Below are 24,840 nucleotides of genomic sequence, written 5' to 3' on the forward strand. Positions count from 1 at the left end.
CTTGTTCTACTTTGTGTGTAATGTGAATTCGTGGGTTTTTCGTGACTCCAATGTCATCAAAAGACCGTGGCGCGATCGCAGTGCGAGCCTTGTATCAACTTCGACTGGGTGTCCGGGCACTAGCTTTAGGCTTAAGTGCTGGGATATCATAGCGACAATCAACTGGATTTCTGTCGTGACAAAAACATCACCTAAGCACTGACGTGGTCCGCTACCGAATGGAAAGTAAGCATAGCGTGGACGGCTTGCTGAGCGTTCCGGTGCCCAACGCTCAGGCTCGAAGTTTTCGGGATTTTCCCAGAAAGCTGGGTGGTGGTGTGTCACATATGGACTCAGCACGATCATTGAACCAGCTGGGATATGATAGCCGCTTATTTGATCGTCAGCTATGTTGGTCATGCTTAAAATCCAGACAGCTGGGTAAAGCCGCATCGTTTCCTGAATAACCATTTTGGTATATTTCAGGTTGGGAAGATCTTCAAAAGTAGGGGTACGTCCACCTAGGACTGTTGCAAGTTCTTCTTGAAGCTTGCTTTCTACATCTGGATACTGAGAGAGCAAGTACCAAACCCAACCAAGCGAGGTTGCAGATGTATCAAACCCAGCAACAAATAACGCTACAATTTCGTCGCGCAGTAATTGATCGCTTAAACCCTCACCGGACTCATCACGCGCACTCATGAGCATTGAGAGTACGTCATCGGGGTGATTGCTGCTTTGTTGGCGTTCCCGGATGATTTGGTACACAACTGTGTCAATTGTCTGCACTGCTTGCAGAAACCGAACATTTTTCGGTGTAGGTACACTCAAAGGTACTTTGAGAAAAGCCCAAATGCGTTCTGTGTGGAAAGCTAACACAGTATGCCACGCCTGGATGATCTGTGCAGTTTCGCTGCTGTTGGGATCAAGACTTAACAATGCTTTGATCACAATCTTCTGCGACAGTTCCAGCATTTCGGCTGCAACATCGATCTGTGCATTCTCCATGCTGCGCCAATGTTCTATCAACTCCTCAATCACCTTGGTCATGAGGGTGACCATTGCTGCAATCTGCTGACGGTGATGAAAAGCGGGCTGCATCAAGCGACGCTGACGCCGCCAAGCCTCACCCTCGCTGTTTATTAAACCGTTGCCTACTAGTAGTGTAAAATCTTTATCTTTAAAGTTCGCACCTTTTATATAGTTGTGATAATTATCTTGGAAGACATGCTTCACACCGTCTGGGTGAGCAAACAGATAAAGTTGTTGTGGACCTATTGTCCCTAAATGAACAACATCACCATACTCACGCGCAGCATTGGTCAGAAACTGGAGCGGATTTGACGCCATTTGCGGAAAGCAGCCAATAATTGGGTAACCGCGTGGACCTGGGGGAGTTTTCTGGATGTTTGGGGAGATACTTTGTTTTATCATCATGCTTTCCTTTATTCATCAAGGATTTACTATCAGATGTATATCTTAAAAAAAATAGCGCTAACCAGATGAGATTTAATTATTCTTTTGATACCAAGTTGTATGTATAAGGTAAACATATCGGTTTGGTGAGGTAGACTGTTGAGAATTCAAGTTAACTCTCAACAGTTAACAATTCCAATAAGTTACATATTTGAAGACAACTTGGTATGAAGAACGCCCTCGTTATCTTCTTGCTTGTTCACTGCAACAATGACAAGCAAATTTAGACTTTTGATGGATACTCCAATCTGGAGTGCTTAACAAAACTGGGACGTGGCTCTAATATCATTGGCAGACCACCGCGTGCTTGCAGTACGAGCTTCGGCTCAAGTTCGAGCTGATATCCTGGTGCTGGGCGCAAACGATATTGTTGAGCTATCATGGCGAGAACCAACTGAATTTCAGTCAAAGCAAAGACATCGCCCATGCACTGACGTGGTCCACCACCGAATGGGATATATGCGTGACGCTGACGCTCAAAGATTCGTTCTGGCGCAAAGCGCTCAGGCACAAAATCTTCAGGATTTTCCCAAACCTCTGGGAGGTGGTGCGTCACAAACGAACAGAGCATGATCATCGAGCCACCAGGGATATGATAGCCACCGAGTTCATCATCGCCTATGGTGCTGCGGCTGTTAATCCAGACAGCTGGATAAATCCGCATCGCTTCTTCAACAACCATTTTGGTATATTTCAGGTTGGGCAAATCCTCAAAGGTTGGGGTTCGCCCACCCAGAACTGTAGCAAGTTCTGAGTGTAATTTCTCTTCTACCGCTGGATACTGGGAAAGCAGATAAAATGTCCAAGCAAGCGAAGTACCTGATGTTTCAAACCCAGCACCAATTAAAGCACTGATTTCATCACGCAACTGCTGGTCGCTCATCCCTTTTCCGGATTCATCACGCGCCATCATGATCATTGATAAGATGTCATTAGGATCATCGTTGCTTTGCTGGCGTTTCTGGAAGATTGGCTGGAGGATTCCATCGACTGTGCGTACTGCTTGGAGAAACTTGCGGTTTTTTGGTGTAGGAATGCTCAAAGGTAGTTTGAATACAGACCAAACGCGATCGCAGTGAAAGTCAAACGCGGTACTCCAACCACGAATCAGCTCAGCGCTTTCTTTACTGTCAGGTTCAAGACTCAATAACAACTTCAGAATGATTTTCTGTGTCAGCAACAACATCTGTTTAAACATGTTGATTGGCTGAGCATTCTCCATACGACGCCATTCTTCAAGCATCTGGGCAGTGATATCAGTCATGACGGTTGTCATATTTGCGACCTGCTTACGATGTAAGGCGGGCTGCATCATACGACGCTGGCGTCGCCAGAGTTCGCCTTCACTACTGACCAGACCATTGCCGATGATGGCGGTCATCGCCTCATCTTTCTGATAGTTCGATCCTTTGGTGTAGTTTTGTGTATTCTCTAAGAGCATATGTTTCAGACTTTCCGGATCAGTGACCAGGTAAAGCTGTTGTAAACCCATCGCTCCTAGGTGGACAACGCCACCATACTGACGCGTAGCATGAGTCAAAAACTGGAGTGGATTTGATGCTATTTGCGGAAAGTTACCAACAATGGGGAGACCGCGTGGCCCTGGGGGAGCTTTACGAATTACTGGGGAGATACTTTGTTTGATCATCTTGCTTTACGTCCTTTCTTCATTCAGGAATGCCTATGACTTAAAACTAGACAAGATGTCGTTAACAGCTTCTACAATCTGACCGCCAGATGCAATATCTTCTGCAATGCGAGCAATGTGTAAGTCTAAAGCTTGTTCGTGGTCGTTCCAAATGTAGGGGCGGTCAGCAGAAGGTGCTTGTCCAACAACATCGCGCACGGCGAGATAGAGTTCTCGGGTTGCAGGTGATAGGGTGTCGCGGGCGTCATAATGGTTAGCTACTGCATAGGTGCGTAAATCAACCGCTTGCACTCCAAACATGAGGGCGATCGCCATATACTGTTGGAAAATATCTACTGAGCGACGCGCTAAATTTGCAGAAGCAAAACCTTGGCTGTTGATATTTTGGTTGAACTGTTCAGCGTGGGTGGGGAATCTATCGGCGATAGAATTTCCATAGAAGGTCAACAAAGGCATAATCGAGTTGCCTGTGATTTGTAACCCCTTGAGTCCCATGTTCACAACACGCTCTTGGTTCCCAACTAACGAAGCGGGCAGTCCATTGTTAAATTCTGGCGCTACCAAATAGGCTATTTGCACATCCAGATGTTTAGCTAACAAGCCAATGTAATAGCGCAGTTGATCCATTCCCACACCAACGTATTGACCCAAGAAATTGCCACCATGATAACTAGCTTGGTTCTTAACATCAATCAGTGGGTTGTCAGTCGCAGAATTAATTTCTATTTCAATTTGTCTGGCAATCTCTTCAATACCATCTACAATTGGTCCCATATACTGTGGCAGGCAGCGCAACGAATAACGGTCTTGAATTGGATGTTCACCGCGATAGTCGTGAGAACCGTCTAACTCTTCACGTACTAGGCGTGAACCTGCAAGCAGATTTAGCATTTGTGCTGCTGCCTTTTTCTGCCCTGGATGTGGTTTTAGCTCATGAATAAATGGGTGGAAAGATTGATTTGTACCATTCAAACCTTGGATTGCGAGAGCGTGCGCACCCATCGCGAGGGCTAATAAAATTTTGGTGTCATATACACAGTTAGCAGCAATGGCTGTCATGACTGAAGTACCATTCATCATTGCCAACCCTTCTTTAGGAAGTAGTTGCAATGGTTCTAAATTCAGTCTAGACAGAGCTGTTGGTGCGTCTAGTTCTTCACCGTTAAAGTCAACTTTATAATTGGAATCCAGACCAACCAGCGACCCACAGATGTAAGCTAAAGGCGTTAAATCTCCACTTGCACCGATTGAACCCAACTCATGTATATGGGGTGTGACACCAGCATTTAAAAACGTTTCCATACGCTGGATAAATTCCAAGCGAATACCAGATGCACCATACAAGTGAGAGTTGGCTCGTAACAGCATTGCTGCCCGCACATCAGCGTTTGATAACTTTTGACCTGCTCCTACTTTGTGATAGCGCATCAAGTTATTTTGGAGGAGTGCCGCACATTCACGGGAAACCACGACGTTTGCCATACCCCCGAAGCCACTTGTCACACCGTAAATTGCCGCTCCTGACTCTACAGCTTCGTGGATGTAATCACAAGATGCTTGAACACCTTGCAAGATATTCTCATTATCAGTAACACGTACTAAGAAACCACGACGTGCAACATTGGCTACGTCTTCTATTGTCAGGTTTTGTTCGCCCAAAACGACGGTTTTTTCTGAACTCCCATATAGGGGAGATGACAAACGAGAAGTTGTGCTTTTGGTAAAGGATGCTGTTTTTTTCATTGTAAGTTTACTTGGATTTTGTAGTGGTTGATTAAACATCTCCAAAAATCAAACTTGAGTCTATATAGGATAAAGTCTTCATGCTTATTTTCGGAGATGCCTGGTGAGAAAAATGATTAACTTGTTCAAATACGCGCGGTGGAAGAAATTTTTGGAGCAAACTTAGGCAAAGTTGCACTGGTGCTATGGTTTTGATTCCAACGACCGAAGTATCTGCTTAAAGGAGCTATTTCTTGCATAAATAGCTCAAATGCTTCGATTGTCAGAGATTGAGGTCCATCTGAAAGCGCTTTTGCTGGGTTGGGATGTACTTCAATCATCAAGGAATCTGTACCAGCTGCAATTGACGCCATTGCCATTGATTGCACAAACTCTGATTTGCCAGTGGCGTGGCTTGGATCAATCATGATGGGCAGGTGAGTGAGCGTACGCAATACTGGAATTGCAGATATATCCAGGGTATTGCGGGTGTACTGCTTGTCAAAGGTACGAATTCCCCGCTCACACAAAATCACATTTGGATTGCCTGCTGCCAGAATGTACTCAGCTGACATCAACCAATCTTCAATCGTCGCTGATAGTCCCCGTTTTAAAAGTACTGGCTTACCAGCAGCTCCCACCTTCTTCAGTAGGGAGAAATTCTGCATATTGCGGGCACCAATTTGCACCACATCTGCCACATCTGCAACCTTGTCTAGGTCAGCTGTATCCATGACTTCAGTGATAATCCCCAAACCTGTCACTTCACGAGCTTTTGCCAACAAGCCTAGAGCACTTTCACCGTGACCTTGGAAAGCGTAAGGAGAAGTCCGGGGTTTATATGCTCCGCCTCGTAAAAACTGTGCTCCTGCTGCTTTAACTGCTAAGGCAGTTTCAACAATCATCTCTTCGTTTTCTACAGAACAAGGTCCTGCAACGACGACTAGAGGATGGTTTTGCCCGAAGGTGACAGCCCCATTTGGTGTTGGTACAACTACATCACTTGGCTCACCATAACGAAATTCTAAAGAAGCCCGCTTAAAAGGCTTTTTCACGCGTAGAACCTGCTCAATGGAAGGACTCAAGTTTTGAATCTGTCTTGGATCAAGCTCTGATGTATCGCCTATTAACCCAATGACTGTTTTGTGACTACCTAACGAGATTTCTGGGATGATGTCTAAATTGCGAATTTCTTGACTGATTTGCTCAATTTCTACAGTCGTTGTGCCGGGCTTCATGATGATGATCATAGTTCAAATCCTCTTTAGAGATTGCAAGTAGTCGTGTGTGTGCTTGATATAAACTCAGTGATTTCAGTTTGATTTCGGAGTTACACCTTGATAGAAATCTGATTAGGTAAAATGCCTCATCTTCTTATGCAACAGAAGTTCAGCTTGTTGTCATCCTTCTATATTGTTAATGGGTGTAAGGCAAAATCTACATTTATGTTCTTTGTGGATGGAAAGGAAAAAGAATACTATCAAATTAACTGCTTTCTGGACGGAGCCTATTAAAATGGTGAAGGCGATCGCCTTTCATGCTGTTGAACAATTGGAGTGGTTCACTTAACTGATATTGCATGATTTGGTAGATGCACATAAAGTAGTAACTTGTGAAGTTGGTCGGATAATTCCTTTTGGAAGTCTCTAATTACTAATCACTTCGGTTCCGGTGTTTTACGCAAAAATAAAAGATAATTTTTTCTAATCAATATTTCGTTTATCTCTAAAAAAAGATTAGTTTTTACTATCCAAGGACTATCTTTCATACATTTGGTAAAAACACTGAGTTTTCCTATTCGAGAACTTAGAGTACAGGCTTAGCTTCCTACAGGATATTCACAGTTTCAATTTCTTGGAAACAGTAAATTGATTGCATTTTAAGATCATGAGTCAAGCCGTCCACTTTATTCAAATATTGACTCACACATGAAAAATTCACACGCTAAAGATATCATGCCTGCTAAACATTTGGCATAGCTGTGTGGTCAGTTTAAGGCTTTTTTGTGTCTTCTTTTCGAGAAGCTAGGAATTGCAAAATAGTCTGTCTACAAGGCATATTTGATGCTTACTCTTTGAGCAAGCTATGCAAATGTGTAGTCTGCTCATAGAGAACACATTTGAAAGCAGCAAGGCTCACATGACTTTTAGACAGTCATAAGGAACTCATGACGACTGAAATTTTGTAAATCGACTGAAGTCAACGTTGTAATGTATAGCTCGTTGCACTGAAATAAGCAATGACAATTTTATACAGAATTCTAGAGTGTTTCTTGAGATTGCTAGAATCTACAAATTATCATTGATGGTTAATCAACTTTCTGCAAAATTCTACAGTTGACTGACACATCTTTTTCAAGCCTGTTCAATGAATCATTTCAATTTTCCAAAACAAACTATTTATAGTTTGCTTTATCTATAGAGAAATATTTTTGCTCAAGAATAACTTTCGTCAATATTCTCTATTATTTTGAACTGTTAATAGCTTGATTGAGGTGGGTTTTGAGTTCAACAAACTTATACCTGCCACTACAGGTACTAAAGACCAATAACTTTCCATTGTGGCATAGCTCATTAACATCATGCACTCCTAACTTATGCTTTGATAAAAACTTAAAAGTTTTCGGTTTTCATCAGTGTTGAGAGTTCAAAAAAAGATAAATTTGGCATTGTTCATCTTTTCTAAAATCTATACAGAAAGTTCTTGTTTGTCAATACTCTGAGTAAATTTTCTGAAAAAGAAATATACATGTCAAAAAAAGATGAAGAATTGATGAAGTGTAGAAAAGACAGTCTTTCTCTTTTTTCTACAAAATATGCGAATCGCCATAAGCATATACATTTACTAGCTGATTGTCAGATACAACAAGCAGCTACTAAGAACAACGAAACACATAATAACCCAAGTTGCTAGTTATCAAAAAGCGCCTTGTTTTAAGTACAAAATTCCAACCAAGTATTTTTCATTACTTGGAAATGTACTTTCTGTATCAAAATGATACGGTTTGAGGGCACTAATTAGCAACTTACGTTAATAGACATAATTAAGTTGTGTCTGCATATTCTTTGTTGTCACTGCCTCAGAAAAAAACTTACAGCGATTTAAATGATGAAACTACAACAGTTTATAAAGCGGACAACACCCACTCTGTAGAAAATTGTTGTCAAATCCTGATTAGGATGTTTGAAAAGTATCGACTATGTCATCGTGTTCACAAAGCGTGCCATAGACATCGGTAGCGAAGCACAATAACAGGTGTAGCATGGTGGTTGAAAAATAAACAACTTAACTTTAATAGGTTATGGCTCATGAAACTTATGCAGTAAACAAACGTCAGGTACTCTGGGCTTTTATTCCCACATCTTTGGTAAGACTTCAGCTTCAGTGGGTTAGTGTTACGCAAAATATCGTAACTTCGTAACATTTCTTAAAATAAGGAGTTGACATTTAAGCATTTACTTATCTATACTACGAGATAGTTAAGTATTTGGTTAAATATTTGGATGAGGCTAATGAGAGGATGAATGAGAAGATTTTTGCTTTTTCAAGCAACGAAGTGATGAACTGACAATGCCTGCTAGCCTAGTTTACCTGCTCCAAAATGCATAATCGCTATGAGTAGACTTGCTGTCAGTACTGATGTCTTTGCGGCGATCGCAGATCCAACAAGACGAGCGATATTAGATCAGTTACGTGCTGGTGAGCAACCAGTCAAACAGTTGGCTGAGCCTTTCGCCATGAGTTTACCAGCGATTTCTCAGCATTTGCAAGTGCTGTGTGAAGTTGGTTTAGTACAGATGCGAAAAGCAGGACGACAACGCCTATATCGGCTGAACCCAGAGCCTTTAAAGCAAGTTTCTGACTGGATTGCAGATTACGAACAGTTCTGGCAAGAAAAACTGGATATCCTTAGCAACTATCTGGAGGAAAATGTATGATCCGAGACTTGAAGAAAGAAGTTTTCTATCCTCATCCGCCACAACGGGTTTGGCAAGTCCTCACCAACCGTCGTGCTTTGGCTGCATGGTTGATGGAAAATGACTTTGAGCCGCGTGTCGGACATAAATTTCGATTTCAGGACTCCACACTGCCAGGACTAGATGAAAGTATTGATTGCGAAGTTATTGAATTAGATGAGCCAAAGCGGCTTTCTTACACTTGGCAAGACAAATTCATGCCCAAGCCTTCCATTGTCACTTGGGTTTTGGAACCACAAGAAGGCGGTACCCAGTTGCGGTTGGAACATAGAATTTTGGAAACCACTGTAACTAAGTCGCCAAAACCGTCGCAAGGTGAGTTTATGCAAGAGCAAACCACAACAAGCGCTCTGTATGGAAAGTCACTGGCTCTACAGACAAAATCACCATCTGCCCTGCAAACAAGAACTTTAATCAAAACGAGTGGCGAACATCAATTGCTCAGTTCTTGGTCGATAGGTATGGAATTTCAAGCATCGACTAGCGTGATTCTTACTTCCTATCTCAGTAGCAGATGGGAGTACAAACTTGAACATGTATTACCGCAAGTTCTTGTACAAGGAAAATAGAAATTTTTTGTCAGGGAATTTTGTCAGGGAATTGAGCTAAGAATTCTTTTGATAAATAAATACGAGTGAAGCCATTGTTCATTGGCTTACTTTTTCATGACAAAACACCACTGCATACTTGGCAACTTCAAAAGTTAGGGAGATAGGAGTTGCTGGTTCTGTTGCTTGTCCTCAAGTCAATGCTTGCAGTATGACAACCTTTCGTCAAATAAGTTTTTAGTTTGAGCTAAATATGTATGAATGAGCAAAATTTTGTTGACACAAATACTGGACACTGGCAAGAAATTGAGCAACTACCAGGAACAAAAATACTGTCATTGGCTGAACCAGTGTCACAAGGCTCAATCCATAAATTACAAATGGCTGCTGGTACTGTCATTCCAGTTCATGTTCATCCCTGTGATGAGTATGTCTATGTTCTTAGTGGAACTATCGAAACAGGTGGACGTGAATGCACAACAGGTACATTTTGGTTTACACCTGCTAACACCAAAAATGGTCCTCATAGGGCAATGACATCTGTCGAAATCTTGACAATTCGTCTTGGTCAGATGGGAATTTTTGAGTAGTTTTCTACTTGAAATAAGGTAAAGATAATTTTTTGAAAAGACCCTAGCTAGCTATTTTGACAGTTGGGTTAATTTGCCATTCTCTATTTCTTGGGAGACAAACGTTATGAAGAATTCTTCTCAATTCAGTATTCCAATAGTAATTCAGCCATCTGATAAGGGAGACAGAGCCTTTGATATTTATTCACGTTTACTTGCAGAGAGAATTATCTTTTTGAAAAGTGAAGTGACTGACGAAACAGCTAATCTCATTGTTGCACAATTGTTGTTTCTTGATGCTGATGATCCAGAGCGAGATATCTTTTTGTACATTAATAGTCCAGGAGGTTCAGTAACAGCGGGAATGGCAGTTTACGATACCATGAATCAAATTCGTGCAGATGTTTCTACTGTTTGTGTTGGTTTTGCGGCTTCAATGGGAGCATTCTTACTTTCTTCAGGTACAAAAGGCAAAAGATTTGCTCTGCCAAATGCTCGAATTATGATTCATCAACCTTCAGGAGGTGCCCAGGGAGTCGCTACTGATATTGAGGTTGCAGCTAAAGAAATTTTGCGTACTAAAGCAACAATCAATAAGATACTAGCTGAGAATACTGGTCAATCATTAGAGAAGATTGAACTTGATTCAGACCGCGACTTTTTCATGAGTGCTGAAGAAGCACAAGCTTACGGCTTAATTGATGGCGTTATCCTGAAAACGCCCACTTCTATTCAATCTTCAACTAATTTTCCAATGGATAAACATCAGTTAAATGGAGGCTAACATTTGTTTTGAATTTGTCTTACTCCCTTCGGTGGTCTAAGATTACCTATACTCACACCGAATGCACCAATTGCGTTATTGCAATTTTTGTAAGGTGGGCACTGCCTAGGCTTCGCTCAAAACCTTATTTTTACATTGTGGACAGTGCCCACCCTACGGTTACTGAGTGACTTTAGTTTCCGGCAAAATGCAACACAATTAAAAAGCAAATTACAATCTTTTGATATAAAAATGCCCTTAACAATTAGGGCAGATTACTTGCTGTCGAATTTTCCTTTGGAGAAAATAGCTATGAACCCTTCTCAACTTGGCTTTGCAAATGTTATTCATCCACCACAATTAGGAGAGAGACCACTTGATATTTATTCTCGTTTACTTGGAGAAAGAATTATCTTTTTACGTGGAGAATTAACATAAGATATAGCAAATCTAATTGTAGCACAAATGCTATTTCTGGATGCAGAAGACCCAGAAAAAGATATTACATTGTATATCAATAGCTCTGGAGGCTTATTAACAGCAGCATTCGCGGTTTATGATGCTATGACTCAACTTCGTACAGATGTGTGTACTGTATGCATTGGTACTGCGGCTGCTACAGCAGCATTCTTGCTTTCTTCTGGTACTAAAGGTAAAAGGTACTCTCTTCCAAATGCGCGAATTACAATCCGTCAAGCATCAGGAAGCACTGAAGGAAAAGCAACTGAAATTGAGGTAGTAGCCAGAGAAATTTTGTACCTCAAAGAATCAATTAACAGAATACTTACCGCCAATACTGGTCAATCAAAACAGCAGATTGAACAAGATTCAAACCGTGACTTTTTCATGAGTGCTGAAGAAGCAAAAGCTTACGGTTTAGTTGACACTATTATCCAGAAAACAGCAGTTCCATTGTAATTTATAAGTAAGTCGGCGTTGAAAAATAAATCTATTAGGACTTACGCAAGAACTCTCTAAAACTCTTATTCCTATGCCCTGCGGGCACGCTGCGCTAACGTGTCCTTTGCGTCCTACCCTGCGGGAAGCCCTTCGGGGAAGACCTTCGGTCTCGCTGCGCTAACGCAGTCGCCTCTGTCGGGAAACCCTCCTGCAGCGCTGTCTCACCGCTGCGCGTCTATGCGGTTCGTTTTTTCATAAATTTGCGTAAGTCCTGTCTATATAACGTGTCAAGTCAGCAAATGGTTTATAAATAGCTCATTTGACAGTTTTTTACAGAACTAAACATAGATAGGTTTTATCGTGCCGACTTACTTATTTCACTATCTTTCCAGCTGATAAAAATTAAAAAATAGTTGAGTAGTTGGGTTTCATTGCTTCAATCCAATGTCCTAAATCTAGTGTGTCAAAAGGATGTAAAACTTGAAAATTCTAATCATTGGTGGCACTAACTTTATTGGTCTTCATGTCGTTCCTCACCTCTGTGCGATAGGTCATGAAGTGACTTTATTTCATCGAGGAAAAACCATAGCTGAATTACCATCAAATGTGCATCAAATTTTGGGCGATCGCACTCATCTACATGAGTTCAAAAGCAAGTTTAAGGAAATTTCTCCTGAAGTCGTCCTGGATATAATTTCCTACACAGAACATGATGCACTCACACTGATGAACACGTTTAAGGGAATTACACAGCGTGTCGTCGCAATCAGCAGCATGGATGTGTATCGTGCCTATGATGTGATTCTGGGTAGAGAATCTGAAGTTGTTCCAGTACCTTTAACTGAAGATTCACCTGTGCGTCAAAAATTTTATCCTTTTGAGGATATGCCAAATAGACCCTTAAACACGCCTGTTAATTACGAAAAAATTCTGGTTGAACAGGTTGTCATGTCAGACTCTGACTTACCTGGTACTATTGTTAGATTACCAATGGTATACGGTCCTAACGACCCCCGACACCGTCTATATTCTTATCTCCAACGAATGGATGATAACCGCCCTGCTATTGTCTTGGAAGAAAGTCTTGCCAGGTGGCGGGGTTCTTATGGATATGTGGAGAATGTGGCATATGCGATCGCTCTAGCTGTGTGTGATCAACGTGCGAAAGGTCGCATTTATCATGTCGCCGACACAGAAGTATTTACCGAGGCTAAACGCATAACTAGAGTTGGCAAAGTAGCAGGATGGCAGGGTGAAGTCATTTCTGTATCTAGAGACAAATTACCAGCAGAATGGAAGCTGACGGTGAACACAGAGCAACATTGGTTTGTGGACTCTACTCGCATCCGCCAAGAGTTGGGATACAAGGAAATTGTATCCTTGGAAAAAGCACTACAACGAACCATTGACTGGGAGCGAATTCATCCACCTGAAGAACCTGAGGAGTTGGCAGAACCTTGGTTACTGGACTACGGAACAGAAGATGGGATTTTGGCAAAGCTTGTATGAAATTTTGCGGTACAATCTTTTCCCTGATCTCGCGTTTTTGGTTACCAATCATCTTGATTGTGACAACAACACTTATAGTTTTGGCTTATCACTCAGTTCACTTTCAAACACAATCCACTCCAGTTAATCAATTGGTAACTAGTATCCTTGGCGAACCCCAAACCTTTAACACTGCTTTTAATCAAGCTGGAGTTAATATTTTTGGCTTGACTTATGAGGGGTTGGTCAAAGAAAACCCAGTCACTGGTAAAGTCGAACCAGCCTTAGCCGAATCTTGGCGAATTTCCGACGACAAATTACGGATTGTTTTTAACTTGCGTTCTGGGTTGAAATGGTCTGATGGTAAGCCTCTAACAGCTGATGATGTGGTGTTTACCTACAAAGATATTTACCTTAACGAAGAGATTCCCACAGTTGTCATTGATACATTTCGCATAGGTGAAACTAGGGCATTGCCTAAGGTTCGCAAATTAGATGAGCATCGGATTGAGTTTATTCTACCAGAACCTTATGTTCCTTTCTTGGGTATGACAGTGGCTGATGTTTTACCTGCTCATGTTTTCCAAGCGTCGGTGAAAGCGAAAGACAAAGAGGGGAAGCCGATGTTTCTAACTAAGTGGGGCACTGATACTCCTGTCGATCAACTGATTACCAACGGTCCTTATATACTAGAGCGTTACGATATTGGTCAACGTTTGGTGTTCCGGCGCAACCCTTACTACTGGCGCAAAGATGCTCAAGGCAATTCCCAGCCTTATATTGAACGCATTGTTTGGCAAATTGTGGCATCGACGGATACTTCCTTGCTCCAATTTCGTTCCGGCGGGTTGGATGTTGAAGCGCTGGAACCGCAACACTTTTCTTTACTGAAGCGGCAGGAAAAGCAGGGGAATTACAAAATCTATGCCCAGCCTAGCTTCCGACCAGAGTTTCTTGTTTTCAATCTCAATAAAGCGACAAGAGATGGAAAACCATTAGTTGATCCAGTAAAGTCACGTTGGTTTAATACAGTGGAATTTCGACAAGCTGTCGCCTACGCTATCGACCGTCAAACGATGCTTAACAACACGTTTCAGGGCTTGGGTAAAGTAGAAAATTCTCCAATTCTCGCGCAAAGTCCTTATTATCTTTCACCAACCGAAGGGTTAAAAGTTTACGATTACAATCCACAAAAAGCGAAGGAACTGTTACTAAAAGCCGGGTTTAAGTACAACGACAAAAATCAGCTACTAGATACTCTTGGCAACCGCGTCCGCTTCTCTTTAATTACTGGTGCGGGAAGCAAAACAACAGACGCAATCGGATCGCAGATTAAACAAGACTTGAGCAAAATTGGTATTGCAGTCGATTTCGTCACAATGGTAAATAATGCTCTTGTAGACAAGCTCTTGAACTCCCAAGATTGGGAAACTTCTTTTGGAAGTTTTCTTAGCAGTTTAGAACCGAACGATTTAGCAGGTGTCTGGACTCCTCAAAACGGAGGTCCTTTGTTTAATCTAAGCCCTCGAACGGGACACAAGCCGATACAAGGTAGGGAGGTGGCTGATTGGGAAGCAGAAATTGGAAAGCTTTACAGCCAAGCTGCACAAGAATTTGATCAAGCAAAGCGTAAAGCAATTTATGCCAAAACTCAGCGGCTTGCTCAAGAGTATTTACCGTGTATTTACTTGATTAACCGTTTGGAAATGTTGGCAGTGCGCAATAGCATCCAAGGCATTAAATACTCCGCCAAATACACCCCTATTGCTCACAAATTTTGGAACATTCATGAAATCAAAGTCACACAATAAGGCATCCAGATTAGGATTTTAACGGAGGTTATATGAGTCTTTTCTGTTTAGTTCACGGCGCTTTGCAAGGCGCGTGGTGTTGGGATTTGCTGATTCCCGAATTGGAAGCACGAGGTCACAAAGCAGTCGCAATGGATTTGCCTATCGAAGATGCATCCGCTACTTTGTCCGATTTTGCAGATGCAGTCGTTCAAGTGATACCAAAAGATGAGGACGTGATATTAGTCGGTCACTCAATGGCTGGTACTGTTATTCCCATTGTCGCCACCCAACGTCGAGTTCGTCGGCTTGTGTTCCTCGCCACGCTCATTCCGCATGTAGGAACAAGTGTCCTCGACCAGTTCTATGATGAGGTTGATCCCAATGCCCTTAAAGCACTAGGTTACGAACTGCCAGAGGCGAGTAAGTTCGAGCAGTTCCGTGATGAGCCTGATATGTACAACCCAGCTGTGCTTGGCGCTGCGCTTGGCAAAGACTCTTCAGGGAGCGAAGCACTAGCAATGGAAGTTCTGTTTCACGACTGTGAACCTGATGTGGCGCGTTGGGCAATCTCCAAACTGCGGAATCACCAATCAATGGCACACATTTTCGAGGTCACTCCCCTGCAAGCTTTCCCGGATGTGGAGTACACCTATATTGTCTGCACTGATGACCGAACAATTTCCCCCACATGGTCGCGGTATGCTGCACGCAAACGTTTGGGAGTTGACGCCATAGAACTGCCTGGAGGACATTGCCCCTATCTGTCTCGCCCTGCCCACCTTGCCTCAATACTTAGCGCTGAGTGCTAAAAAAACCGATTATGACCAAAGTTGTAAAATTGCAACCTTCCATAGCCAAGAAATTGACCATGAGCTTGCTCTCCCGGTGGAAACGCTGTGACTCCAAATAAATATACGCCAGCAACCGTTGGGTTTTGCACTGGTTTGAGAGCTATTGTGATGGTTCTCCCTGGAGAGACTGGCGGATCAAAAGTGAGTGATATTGTTTTCGTTTTGCGGTCGCTTGTTACATCTTTGAGAGCAAGTTTTTGACCTTTGTTAGAATCCGTTCCTTCAAAAGCGGAAGTGTCTTTGAGGTCAAAGCGTACACGATCTACTCCCTCACGCTGGTTAATCGTGATTTTTTGCAGCGGTTCTCCAGCGTTTTCTGGCAAGCTAATGGTAAAATAGTATGTTGCGCCCCATATATAAGTATCTTTGTAGGTTGTCACTGCACTTACTAGTTGCGGCGGTTGGACAAAATAGACTTTACCATCTCGTAACTGAACTGCTTGGCTCAAGTCCGCAGTGTATCCGCCTATGACTGCTGTACAAGCGATCGCGCAGAGTGTCTGCCCCAAGGAGGCGATAGCTAGCCCCTTAGGGGGCGCTGCGCAAACGCTGCTGCGCGGAGCGCAGATCGCTTTACCTAATAAAAATGCTATGCGCATTGTTCTGCATCCGGAGGAGCTATCACAGGTGGCGAACTTGCCTTACGGTTTGATTTTACAGTGTGGAAGCAGAAAGCTCATCCCCTTATAGAGGTAGGGACGCTAAACACATGCCACTTGCTACAGCGAGGCGCTTCAGGGTCCCCAGCGAGTGGGGATGGATGGAGTCCCCTCCTGCGCCGTGCTGGTCTCACCAGATACCAAGTAAGAGAGAATGCGCTTGTGCTCTACTTTTCAGTGCCAGATAAATCGCTTTTTTGATATGATTTTTTTTATCATCTACTTTATGGTAGATAAAATTATTTTTTTTCACTACATTTTCAGATATTTTTTCTCTAAAAGCTTTACATCATAAAGATTCTACCCTGCTCTTAAGTTGTTCATAACACACCTCAAAAATATATTTGTTTGAGAAATAAACGTAGAAAAAGAATCTTTTTCTGGTTGCAAAAATGACAAAATTGATTGACAATGTTGGTTGCTGACTTAACTCATAAAAGTTATTTCGTGCCTATTTATAGGTCGAAATACTTGTGCTCCACTTGCAGAAGTTTTTCTTGGAGATTTACCGGTAAAAATCTTTACAGAGGGAGTTATTCCTGATGCTAATTCACTCAATGACTTGGATAATAGGCTGCTGAAAGATAATGTCTTCAGCTACTACTCTTTTGAGGTTGAAGAAATTGTTAAAGCTCCAGTCAGTTCGTAGTTTGAAGTGACGTTTGAGCCTATATTCTGCAGGTTATCTCTATAAGATTTGAGACGACACAAGTTTGACCATCTGAAAGTGTTGCTTTGCAATACTTGACGAATACTCAAATCTCAAAAAATATCTGCTCATACAATATTACCTTGCAAAAACTAGGTTTTAGGATTTGAAGCAACGAGGTATAACCCATCAATGAGACTTCTAAAACAATCATCTCTTCTAGCAGCTCAAGTTGTCATGCTAGGTATTTTTCCGACAGCAGCGCTAGCATTAACTTTCAAACTAGAGGAAGCAACCATTTCTGATGCCAAGGCAGCATTTGAGTCAGGTACTTTAACAAGTCAAGAACTCACACAAATGTACCTTGACCGAATTACTACATACGACCAAGCAGGACCAAAGCTAAATTCCATTGGTTTTCTCAATCCAAACGTGCTGCACGAAGCAGCACAGTTAGATGTGCTGCGTACTCAAGGCACTATTCTCGGTCCACTGCACGGTATACCAGTGGTCGTGAAAGACTCATACAATGTTAAGGGTTTGCCAACAACCAATGGCGTCGAGGCTTTCAAGTCGCTGATCGCGACGGAGGACGCCTTCGCGGTCAAGAAGCTTAAGGAAGCCGGAGCAGTCATCCTGGGCAAGGCGAACATGAGTACCTGGGCTTTTTCTTACGATGGGGTGAGCGAGGCATACGGTTCGGTGATTAACCCTTATGCGCCAAACCGCACGCCTGGCGGCTCCAGCAGTGGTTCGGGAGTATCGGTAGCAGCTAATCTGACGATGTTTTCTATGGGTGGCGAGACTGGTGGTTCAATCCGTGTACCCAGTACCCACAACGCCCTGGTCGGTCTTAAACCCACTGCTGGTCTAATCTCTGTCGATGGTATTTGGCCCCTAACACCAGAGCGGGACGTGATTGGTCCGATGGCTAGAACGGTTGCAGACGTTGCCATTGCGATGGATACGTTGGTTGATTACGACCCAAACAACATCTGGAATCCTTACATCCCAAACAACACCCGCCCTAATTCCTACATTAATTTCCTTGACGACACTTCGCTCCAAGGTAAGACACTGGGTTTACCCCGACCTTACATTGGTAAGGGCGATCCCGAAAAGGGGGAAAGCTATCCCATAGATCCGCAGGTCGCCGCAGCGTTTGAGCAAGCCAAGACGGTATTAGAAGCGCAAGGAGCTACGCTGATTGAGGTTGACATTCCTGCTCACAAAACTTGGTTCATCGATTTTGGTCCACAAGACTATCCCAGTTCCAACAAGCGAGTGGATCAGAGTCGGGCTTACTATTACGAACAACTCATCAAGGAGTACAACAACGACGAAATTAAATCATTCGTTGACTTGCTCAATATTATCCCAGAGGATAACTTAAACTACTCATACGTCGAGGGTATTGCCGGAGTCATTGCCGGTGGAGAAGCTAAGCCGTGGGAGGAGCTTCCAGAAGTAGCCCAAGCACTGCAAGCTCTCGCCAGGCTCAGGACAGAACAGTATGAAGACTTTATGGCAGCGAACAGCATTGATGCCTTCGTCTTCCCAACGCTCAACTACCTTGCGCCACCACAGGGAGATGCAGGAGACGAGATCTACCAGGTCTACGGTGAGCTTCCTGCACGGTTTGAGGCAAACATCCTCGGTTTGCCAGCTATTACAGTCCCAATGGGATTCTCGACTGAAGGAATTCCCATGTCTTTGGAGTTCTTGGGCAACTACTTTGGCGAAGCAGAAATTATCAGCTATGCATATGACTACGAGCGTGCTACACAGCTTCGTCGTCCTCCCATACTTGTACCTGAACCTTCTACATTACCTGCTCTGGTGTTGCTTAGTTTGGGATTTCTCACATTTAGGCTCAAGCGTCAGCAGTCGTTTCTCCGTAGGTGATTGGTTTTCCTGTTGGGTCCAAATGTTAGCGTGCGTAGCGGATGTTTGGGCAGTCGTGAGAGGATGTCAAAATTGACTTTTCCATACTCTACGTTTTCATCAAACTTATTTGTTATTTATCTTCAATTTACTTTACATTTTTTAATGCCACTTCTTAATGTATGGCAATCTTATTTGATTTGTGAAAGTTGAAGACACAAATCCCCGACTTCTCGCGAGAAGTCAGGGATCTTGTTTTTCACGTTGGCGTAGCGTACACGCAGAGCTTATGATTTAGGACTGCTACAAGACTGGAGTTGTGTAAAGAATACCGAAATTGCTTTGCAAAGTGATAATAAATTTGTAAAAGATAATTGACATCTGTTGTCACAGCGCTTTGTTACGTTAGAAACTAGAGATATTAAAGATACGCAATTATTCAAAAATATGAACTCAGTTTCTAGCGTTGAACTTAAGCGACCCATTTGGCAGACCATTGCCGTATTCACTTTAGGCTTTTGGCTTAGTGCGAGCCTCTTTCTAGACTGGGTAATTATGCCTAGCTTGTATGTTTCTGGCATGATGACTCAATCCAATTTTGCAACAGCCGGCTATGTCCTTTTCTGGAATTTTAATCGTATTGAATTATTGTCTGCTGGGTTAGTGTTAACCAGTGTGTTAGCTGTGTGCAACAGCCAATCCAACTGGCGGCGCAGTGCAATTATTGCGTCCGTGCTACTACTTGCTGTAGCTTTGGTTGACACCTACCTGTTAACTCCGCAAATGTCTGCCATCGGACTCAATCTGAACCTATTTCAGACAACTGCTGAAACTCCAGCAGGTATGAATATACTGCATGGTAGTTACTGGATTTTGGAAACAGTCAAGCTATTAGTAGGTGGCACACTTTTGGGCTGGTGTTGGCGGCGTTAAATCATGAATGAGGAATGATGAAGCATGAATGATAAAAAACTTCATACATCATCATTCATCAACTTCCAGCGAAGCTTCCTCATTGTTAAGAAATAATAGGCGTACTGCGAGGATGGCAAATCCCACGGCAGCAATTGCTTTCAATAACCTTGTGGGTAATATCTCTGACACTGCCCCCCCTGCTAAGGCTCCTAAAAAGCTGGTCAGAAGCAGTGCGCCAGCTGTACCGAAAAACACTGCACGCGGAGATTGACAACGGCCTGAAAGCGCAATTGCCGCTAACTGACTTTTATCACCCAATTCTGACAAAAAAACTGTAATAAAGCTCAATCCTAAAAGATGCCAATCCATAGTTAAGAAATTCAAAATTCAAAATTCAAAATTCAAAATTCAAAATATGGCACTTCGTGCCACAAAGGAGCGATCAAAATTGGGCTACGTCCCAAAATAGCATCAGGGAAATCAGCAACAGCATGACTCCTGATGCTTTTTCTATGGTTTTCGGTGAGAGTTTGCTAGCTATCCAACTCCCTAGCATCACACCCAATAGACTTGTCGTGACGAGGGCGGCGGCTGAACCCAAAAACACGACCGATGGAGATTGTGATTGTGCGCTCATCAACAGGGTAGATAGCTGTGTCTTGTCACCAATTTCCGCTAGAAAGATGGTCACAAAGGTCGTGGCGCAAATGACTGCTGGGGTTTGCGGCTTCTGATATTTACCAGAAACCAAAGGTGAGGACTGCTCAACTAACGTAGTTGTAGAATTGCAGTCTGTTTCGTCTTCTAGCTTTAGCTGCTTTTTAATCTCAGATGTGGAAAGGTTTAAAGGTTTAGAGTCAAGTTTCACGGGCAATATTTTCTGAATGTCAAGTTATTTTCATATTTGTATCATTTTCTCAAGATTCTTTACAAATGGCAAGCCAGGAGCCAGGATTTAAGAGAGCTTAGTTTGATACTGATGTACAAATTGTCACTAGGACTAAAGTCCTAGCCTAGTGTAGCAAAAATGTGAATAACGACCCTAGCGGCAAAAAATACTGTGTTGTAGAGTAGGGGAAATTCTTTGAGTGAATTGTAGATAGATACAAGATATCCTGTTACTTACACTTGCTGCCGTGAATCGCCTGATTCAATTCCAATCTCACCCGTTTCGCTTACTGCTCCACCTAGAGTGGATTCTCTTGGGGATTACTCTGCTTCTCCCGACACGTCCGCCACATATCCCCCAAGTCTTGCCTCAGCCACTAGCATTCTTCTTTATTATCTGCTTTGGAGCAATGGGTTTATGGTTACCAACGGTTAACCTGTTCTCAAAAGTGTTTTATACGGGATTAGGGTTGGTATTGATTTTGTTGGTTAATGTGATAACTGGTCCAACAATTAAATTCCCACCACTGCTGTTGATTTTAGTCATTCGCAGTTGCTTGGTCTTCAATTTCACTGGACGCTTGCTCGTAGCAGGTTTGGGATTTATATCCTTTGTTGTCACCTCGTTGATTCCGCTAGTCACACACCCACAATTAGAAAATCGTTGCCAAAAACCAGTTGTTGATATCTGGAATCTTGCGTTAAACGCAGGGCTGATGTTTGGCTTAGTGCTGGTATTTGTGTTGTTGTTGGTGAATGCTTTGCTAGCAGAACGGCAAAGTCGAGAGAAATTGGCGATCGCTCATCAACAACTAAAAGAATATGCCCTCCGTATTGAAGATCAAGCGACTCTCCAAGAACGCAACCGTATTGCCCGTGAAATCCATGATGCTTTAGGACACTCGCTCACAGCTCAAAGTATCCAGTTAGAAAATGCTTTGCTCTTTCTGTCATCAAATCTTGATAAAACCAGAGCCTTCTTGGAAGAAGCCAAGCAACTTGGTAGCAGTGCGTTGCGAGAGGTGCGCCAATCTGTAGCAACGCTACGTTGTGATCCTTTGCATGGAAAATCCCTGGAATCTTCACTATTGCTGTTGCTTGGAGATTTTCAGCGCCAAACAAATATTATTCCAGAATGTAAGCTCAGTCTACCCCGACAATTACCCGCTGAAGTGAGCACAACAGTATACCGGATTGTTCAAGAAGCCTTAACAAATATTTCTAAGCATAGCGCCGCCACTCAAGTCAAAATTAACTTACATACAACTGCTGATTCTTTGTACTTACATCTTTGTGACAACGGTAAAGGCTTCAACCCAAACCAAAATACCACAGGATTTGGTATTCAAGGAATGCGAGAACGAACGTTGACTCTGGGAGGTCAATTTCACATTGTCAGTACGCCCAAAGCTGGTTGTCAAATTATTTGCAATATTCCCTTATTGAGGCTTGCGCAATGATTCGCTTGTTATTGGTAGACGACCAAATCATTATTCGTCAGGGCTTAAAAAGTTTGTTGGAGTCAAAGCCCGATTTTCAGATTGTAGGTGAGGCAGAAAATGGTGAAAGTGCGATTTCTATTCTGGAAGGCTTCGCGAATACCCAAGCAGAAGGTTTAAAACCAGATTTGGTCTTGATGGATGTCCGTATGCCTGTCATGGATGGTGTAGCCGCAACTGAAGTCATTTCTCAGCGTTTTCCGAGGGTGAAAGTGTTAGTTTTGACGACTTTTGATGATGATGAATATATCTCACAAGCGATGCGATTTGGAGCAAGGGGTTATTTATTAAAAGATACACCTTTAGAACAATTGGCAAATGCTATCCGATTGGTTCATCAAGGGTACACTCAGCTGGGACCAGGGTTATTTGAAAAAGTCTTGTCTCCTTTACTACACTCTGCTACACCAAAACCTTCAACTGACTTACCTGGGCTTGCTGAACTGACTCCAAGAGAAAAAGAAGTTTTGCGTTTAATTGCTAGTGGTGCTAGCAATCGAGAAATTGCAAAATCTCTCTACATTACAGAGAGAACAGTGAAAAATCACGTGACGAGTATTCTTAGTCGGTTAAATTTACGCGATCGCACCCAAGCTGCTATCTTTGCTAATTCTTGTCTATCGCTGTTGGAAAATTCTCCTAAATAATTAATTTCTGATTTTCATCTGTTGTTGACGTCAATAAGTACCTACTGCTTGATCGAAACGCAACATTTCTAAGCTTCTGTCCCCATAAACTCCTTCTATCTGCTGACGACAGCAGTCAATCGCAAAATCGTTTAACTCTTCTGGTTCAATACCATACATATCCTGAAAAACTTCTGATTCTACACGGCAAAATCGCGGACGATTTGCGTAGATGCGACATTCTCGCGAATCTTTGTCGAAATTTATACACCATCCTCCTTCACCAACCATGCTCAGATACAGTTCCAGTTCTTCTGGTAATAAATACTCATCCAAGTCAGGACGATCTGCTGGGTCAAGATGACAGCAGGCTCCACATTGCTTAACACATTGCCAAGTTGCCATGACGAAAACCTGTTCTAAATAAACTACATTGTTTCAGTCTGTATCGTTTTTTTTATAATTTTGTTAAGTAAATTAAAGATGACGGGCGATCGCCGGATATGATCTATTGCGGGTTTTGCAGTTACATCCCTTTTTTCAAGGAGGACAAATGGACGCTATATTCAACACTCTAGGCAGTATTCATTGGGAAGTCATTTTCCAGCTACTTTTTGTTGCACTCATTATGTTAGCTGGTCCTGCAGTCATTTTTGTGCTGGCATTTCGCAACGGCGACCTATAAGAGTACTCTTGCTATGAGTGCTGAGTTCGGAGTCATTCCCACTCAGCATTCTGATTGCTCAAAGAAGTTGATAACGCTTGAAAAGCTGTTTGAATAATTTGGTCGTATTGGGGTTGAGAAACATCAACCTCTACAGCTTCCTGACGACTAGTTCCCAGTAAACCGATGGTGTGTCCTAGCTGAACAGCTAAGATATGACCTTCAGGATTTCCGATTCTTAATTCTGGTACAGAACCGTTTTTATAAATCCCACACTTGTAGTGACGTTGTTCGTACTCAAAGGCGCTTCTTAATGGCGCTGATTGTGCGGCGAAAAAAATGTGAGGTTGAGTTGGAAGTCTGACGCCAAGCAACTCCAACTCAATAGTTGTATTGCCATTGAAGTGGTTTTCTCTGAGTTTGTAAGCGATATCGAGTCGCGACGGTAGAGGAAAGTACTCACGCCAGCGCCAGGCGATCGCCTTAATTTTGTACTCTAAATCATCAATAGTTTGTGCTAAAGTCAGCTTGAGATGACCCTTACCCACAGTTGCTTGCTCAATGACTCGAACATGAGATGTCCAAAAAACTGGATCTGGGTTATCGATTCCACATGGCTCTAAAACATGAAGCTGTTGATAAAGCTGAGGATGAATTTGACTGAGGTTGGCAGATGTGTCAATCCTCAGAAGTGGTTTGAGGTGCTGAGGTTCTAGACACTGATTTGCAAATTCACTCAGACTTGATCGCAACGCCTCTAAATTTTCGGATGGTAAAGAGAAGCCTCCAGCGGCTTTATGTCCGCCAAATTTGCCAAGCAAATCCCGACAATATTCTAAAGCCTCGAACACATGGAACTCTGGAATTCCACGTGCTGAACCGCGAATGTGCGTCTCATCCTCGTATGTCCCAATAAACACCGGAACACCGTAGCGTTCCACCAAGCGAGAAGCAACGATACCAATCACACCATGATGCCAGTTAGGTTGTACAATTACCAAAACACGGTTTTGCTGTAGAGAAGCAAGGTAGCACGTCTCTACAATTTCTCTTGCCTCATTCTCAATTTGCTCACACATTTCCTGACGCTGGCGGTTAATTGCTTCACACTGCATCGCCCGCTCTTGCGCTATCCCCATATCATCAGTCGTCAGCAATTCAATGACAATCTGTGGATCCGCAATACGACCAATTGCATTAATTCTAGGACCTAACCGAAAGCCAATATCCTCCGGCTTCAATGATTTTGAATTTTGAATTTTATTCGCGTACCGTGCCCTTTGGGGATATTTTGAATTTAAGGAACTAGAAGTTATACTAATCCCTCCCATCTCCCCACCTC

21 protein-coding genes and 1 pseudogene are annotated in these 24,840 nt (G+C 42.8%); 13 read left to right on the top strand and 9 right to left on the bottom strand.

Annotation, left to right across the window (positions count from 1 at the left end; genetic code table 11):
• Window positions 1-6 precede the first annotated feature (6 nt).
• The 4 genes from DP117_RS24115 to aroF all read right to left on the bottom strand — a co-directional run bounded on the left by DP117_RS24115 (window position 7) and on the right by aroF (window position 6,075).
• Window positions 7-1,416 carry a cytochrome P450 gene (locus DP117_RS24115; RefSeq protein ID WP_248277799.1) on the bottom strand — a complete coding sequence of 470 codons (1,410 nt, stop codon included), beginning with the start codon at window positions 1,414-1,416 and terminating at the stop codon, window positions 7-9.
• 262 nt (window positions 1,417-1,678) lie between these two features.
• Window positions 1,679-3,103, bottom strand: coding sequence for a cytochrome P450 (locus DP117_RS24120; RefSeq protein WP_169220772.1), 1,425 nt, complete (start codon window positions 3,101-3,103; stop codon window positions 1,679-1,681).
• 33 nt (window positions 3,104-3,136) lie between these two features.
• Window positions 3,137-4,846 carry an aromatic amino acid ammonia-lyase gene (locus tag DP117_RS24125; RefSeq protein WP_169220773.1) on the bottom strand — a complete coding sequence of 570 codons (1,710 nt, stop codon included), beginning with the start codon at window positions 4,844-4,846 and terminating at the stop codon, window positions 3,137-3,139.
• Between the two features lie 125 nt (window positions 4,847-4,971).
• Window positions 4,972-6,075, bottom strand: a complete 1,104-nt coding sequence (gene aroF, locus DP117_RS24130; protein ID WP_169220774.1) for a 3-deoxy-7-phosphoheptulonate synthase — start codon at window positions 6,073-6,075, stop codon at window positions 4,972-4,974.
• A 2,364-nt stretch (window positions 6,076-8,439) separates the two neighbouring features.
• On the opposite strand from aroF, the gene DP117_RS24135 reads away from it, so the two are divergent.
• The 8 genes and pseudogenes from DP117_RS24135 (at window position 8,440) to DP117_RS24170 (ending at window position 15,672) form a co-directional block, all read left to right on the top strand.
• Window positions 8,440-8,763: a metalloregulator ArsR/SmtB family transcription factor gene (locus DP117_RS24135; RefSeq protein WP_169220775.1), complete on the top strand. Its 324-nt coding sequence runs from the start codon at window positions 8,440-8,442 to the stop codon at window positions 8,761-8,763.
• The gene (locus DP117_RS24140) at window positions 8,760-9,371 is read left to right on the top strand and encodes an SRPBCC domain-containing protein (RefSeq protein WP_169220776.1); all 612 of its coding nucleotides are present in this window, start codon (window positions 8,760-8,762) and stop codon (window positions 9,369-9,371) included. The genes DP117_RS24135 and DP117_RS24140 overlap by 4 nt, the downstream gene beginning before the upstream one ends.
• A gap of 236 nt (window positions 9,372-9,607) precedes the next feature.
• Window positions 9,608-9,940 (top strand): cupin domain-containing protein, encoded by a 333-nt coding sequence (locus DP117_RS24145; protein ID WP_169220777.1) that lies wholly within the window; start codon window positions 9,608-9,610, stop codon window positions 9,938-9,940.
• A 106-nt stretch (window positions 9,941-10,046) separates the two neighbouring features.
• Window positions 10,047-10,703 carry an ATP-dependent Clp endopeptidase proteolytic subunit ClpP gene (gene clpP / locus DP117_RS24150; RefSeq protein ID WP_169220778.1) on the top strand — a complete coding sequence of 219 codons (657 nt, stop codon included), beginning with the start codon at window positions 10,047-10,049 and terminating at the stop codon, window positions 10,701-10,703.
• 291 nt (window positions 10,704-10,994) lie between these two features.
• Window positions 10,995-11,600, top strand: a pseudogene (locus DP117_RS24155) (ATP-dependent Clp protease proteolytic subunit).
• A gap of 462 nt (window positions 11,601-12,062) precedes the next feature.
• Window positions 12,063-13,091 carry an NAD-dependent epimerase/dehydratase family protein gene (locus DP117_RS24160; RefSeq protein WP_169220779.1) on the top strand — a complete coding sequence of 343 codons (1,029 nt, stop codon included), beginning with the start codon at window positions 12,063-12,065 and terminating at the stop codon, window positions 13,089-13,091.
• Complete coding sequence (locus DP117_RS24165) at window positions 13,088-14,881, top strand: ABC transporter substrate-binding protein (RefSeq protein WP_169220780.1); 1,794 nt, start codon at window positions 13,088-13,090, stop codon at window positions 14,879-14,881. Before DP117_RS24160 ends, DP117_RS24165 begins: the two co-directional genes overlap by 4 nt.
• 32 nt (window positions 14,882-14,913) lie before the next feature.
• The gene (locus tag DP117_RS24170) at window positions 14,914-15,672 is read left to right on the top strand and encodes an alpha/beta hydrolase family protein (protein ID WP_169220781.1); all 759 of its coding nucleotides are present in this window, start codon (window positions 14,914-14,916) and stop codon (window positions 15,670-15,672) included.
• Here the strand turns inward: DP117_RS24170 and DP117_RS24175 are convergent.
• Window positions 15,669-16,313, bottom strand: a complete 645-nt coding sequence (locus DP117_RS24175; RefSeq protein WP_169220782.1) for a DUF2808 domain-containing protein — start codon at window positions 16,311-16,313, stop codon at window positions 15,669-15,671. The two genes, DP117_RS24170 and DP117_RS24175, sit on opposite strands and share 4 nt — an antisense overlap.
• Window positions 16,314-17,214: 901 nt before the next feature.
• On the opposite strand from DP117_RS24175, the gene DP117_RS24180 reads away from it, so the two are divergent.
• A complete protein-coding gene (locus DP117_RS24180; RefSeq protein WP_169220794.1) occupies window positions 17,215-18,927 on the top strand; it encodes an amidase in 1,713 nt (570 codons plus the stop codon).
• A 426-nt stretch (window positions 18,928-19,353) separates the two neighbouring features.
• Window positions 19,354-19,839, top strand: a complete 486-nt coding sequence (locus tag DP117_RS24185) for a DUF4149 domain-containing protein (RefSeq protein ID WP_169220783.1) — start codon at window positions 19,354-19,356, stop codon at window positions 19,837-19,839.
• Between the two features lie 51 nt (window positions 19,840-19,890).
• On the opposite strand, the gene DP117_RS24190 is transcribed toward DP117_RS24185, so the two are convergent.
• Window positions 19,891-20,190: a TMEM165/GDT1 family protein gene (locus DP117_RS24190; RefSeq protein WP_169220784.1), complete on the bottom strand. Its 300-nt coding sequence runs from the start codon at window positions 20,188-20,190 to the stop codon at window positions 19,891-19,893.
• Between the two features lie 73 nt (window positions 20,191-20,263).
• Window positions 20,264-20,689, bottom strand: coding sequence for a TMEM165/GDT1 family protein (locus DP117_RS24195; protein ID WP_169220785.1), 426 nt, complete (start codon window positions 20,687-20,689; stop codon window positions 20,264-20,266).
• A gap of 268 nt (window positions 20,690-20,957) precedes the next feature.
• Here DP117_RS24195 and DP117_RS24200 point away from each other — a divergent pair, with 268 nt between their 5' ends.
• Both DP117_RS24200 and DP117_RS24205 read left to right on the top strand, forming a co-directional pair.
• Window positions 20,958-22,169 (top strand): sensor histidine kinase, encoded by a 1,212-nt coding sequence (locus DP117_RS24200; RefSeq protein ID WP_169220786.1) that lies wholly within the window; start codon window positions 20,958-20,960, stop codon window positions 22,167-22,169.
• Complete coding sequence (locus DP117_RS24205) at window positions 22,166-22,855, top strand: response regulator transcription factor (protein ID WP_169220787.1); 690 nt, start codon at window positions 22,166-22,168, stop codon at window positions 22,853-22,855. The genes DP117_RS24200 and DP117_RS24205 overlap by 4 nt, the downstream gene beginning before the upstream one ends.
• 30 nt (window positions 22,856-22,885) lie before the next feature.
• Here the strand turns inward: DP117_RS24205 and DP117_RS24210 are convergent, their stop codons facing one another.
• A complete protein-coding gene (locus tag DP117_RS24210; protein ID WP_169220788.1) occupies window positions 22,886-23,239 on the bottom strand; it encodes a YkgJ family cysteine cluster protein in 354 nt (117 codons plus the stop codon).
• A 157-nt stretch (window positions 23,240-23,396) separates the two neighbouring features.
• On the opposite strand from DP117_RS24210, the gene DP117_RS24215 reads away from it, so the two are divergent.
• A complete protein-coding gene (locus DP117_RS24215; RefSeq protein ID WP_169220795.1) occupies window positions 23,397-23,519 on the top strand; it encodes a photosystem II reaction center protein Ycf12 in 123 nt (40 codons plus the stop codon).
• Window positions 23,520-23,551: 32 nt separating this feature from the next.
• On the opposite strand, the gene DP117_RS24220 is transcribed toward DP117_RS24215, so the two are convergent.
• The coding region (locus DP117_RS24220) for a DHHA1 domain-containing protein (protein ID WP_248277800.1) at window positions 23,552-24,840 on the bottom strand (1,289 nt) is incomplete at its 5' end.

This window comes from Brasilonema sp. UFV-L1, assembly GCF_012912105.1.
GTDB lineage: Bacteria > Cyanobacteriota > Cyanobacteriia > Cyanobacteriales > Nostocaceae > Brasilonema.

Excerpts from the sequence above, each read along its gene's own strand:
- DP117_RS24120 (WP_169220772.1), bottom strand. The coding sequence starts at position 3,103 with ATGATCAAACAAAGTATCTCCCCAGTAATTCGTAAAGCTCCCCCAGGG.
- DP117_RS24145 (WP_169220777.1), top strand. The coding sequence starts at position 9,608 with ATGAATGAGCAAAATTTTGTTGACACAAATACTGGACACTGGCAAGAA.
- DP117_RS24185 (WP_169220783.1), top strand. The coding sequence starts at position 19,354 with ATGAACTCAGTTTCTAGCGTTGAACTTAAGCGACCCATTTGGCAGACC.
- DP117_RS24180 (WP_169220794.1), top strand. The coding sequence starts at position 17,215 with ATGAGACTTCTAAAACAATCATCTCTTCTAGCAGCTCAAGTTGTCATG.
- DP117_RS24175 (WP_169220782.1), bottom strand. The coding sequence starts at position 16,313 with ATGCGCATAGCATTTTTATTAGGTAAAGCGATCTGCGCTCCGCGCAGC.
- DP117_RS24140 (WP_169220776.1), top strand. The coding sequence starts at position 8,760 with ATGATCCGAGACTTGAAGAAAGAAGTTTTCTATCCTCATCCGCCACAA.
- DP117_RS24125 (WP_169220773.1), bottom strand. The coding sequence starts at position 4,846 with ATGAAAAAAACAGCATCCTTTACCAAAAGCACAACTTCTCGTTTGTCA.
- clpP (WP_169220778.1), top strand. The coding sequence starts at position 10,047 with ATGAAGAATTCTTCTCAATTCAGTATTCCAATAGTAATTCAGCCATCT.
- DP117_RS24205 (WP_169220787.1), top strand. The coding sequence starts at position 22,166 with ATGATTCGCTTGTTATTGGTAGACGACCAAATCATTATTCGTCAGGGC.
- DP117_RS24115 (WP_248277799.1), bottom strand. The coding sequence starts at position 1,416 with ATGATGATAAAACAAAGTATCTCCCCAAACATCCAGAAAACTCCCCCA.
- DP117_RS24135 (WP_169220775.1), top strand. The coding sequence starts at position 8,440 with ATGAGTAGACTTGCTGTCAGTACTGATGTCTTTGCGGCGATCGCAGAT.
- DP117_RS24210 (WP_169220788.1), bottom strand. The coding sequence starts at position 23,239 with ATGGCAACTTGGCAATGTGTTAAGCAATGTGGAGCCTGCTGTCATCTT.
- DP117_RS24170 (WP_169220781.1), top strand. The coding sequence starts at position 14,914 with ATGAGTCTTTTCTGTTTAGTTCACGGCGCTTTGCAAGGCGCGTGGTGT.
- DP117_RS24190 (WP_169220784.1), bottom strand. The coding sequence starts at position 20,190 with ATGGATTGGCATCTTTTAGGATTGAGCTTTATTACAGTTTTTTTGTCA.
- DP117_RS24165 (WP_169220780.1), top strand. The coding sequence starts at position 13,088 with ATGAAATTTTGCGGTACAATCTTTTCCCTGATCTCGCGTTTTTGGTTA.
- aroF (WP_169220774.1), bottom strand. The coding sequence starts at position 6,075 with ATGATCATCATCATGAAGCCCGGCACAACGACTGTAGAAATTGAGCAA.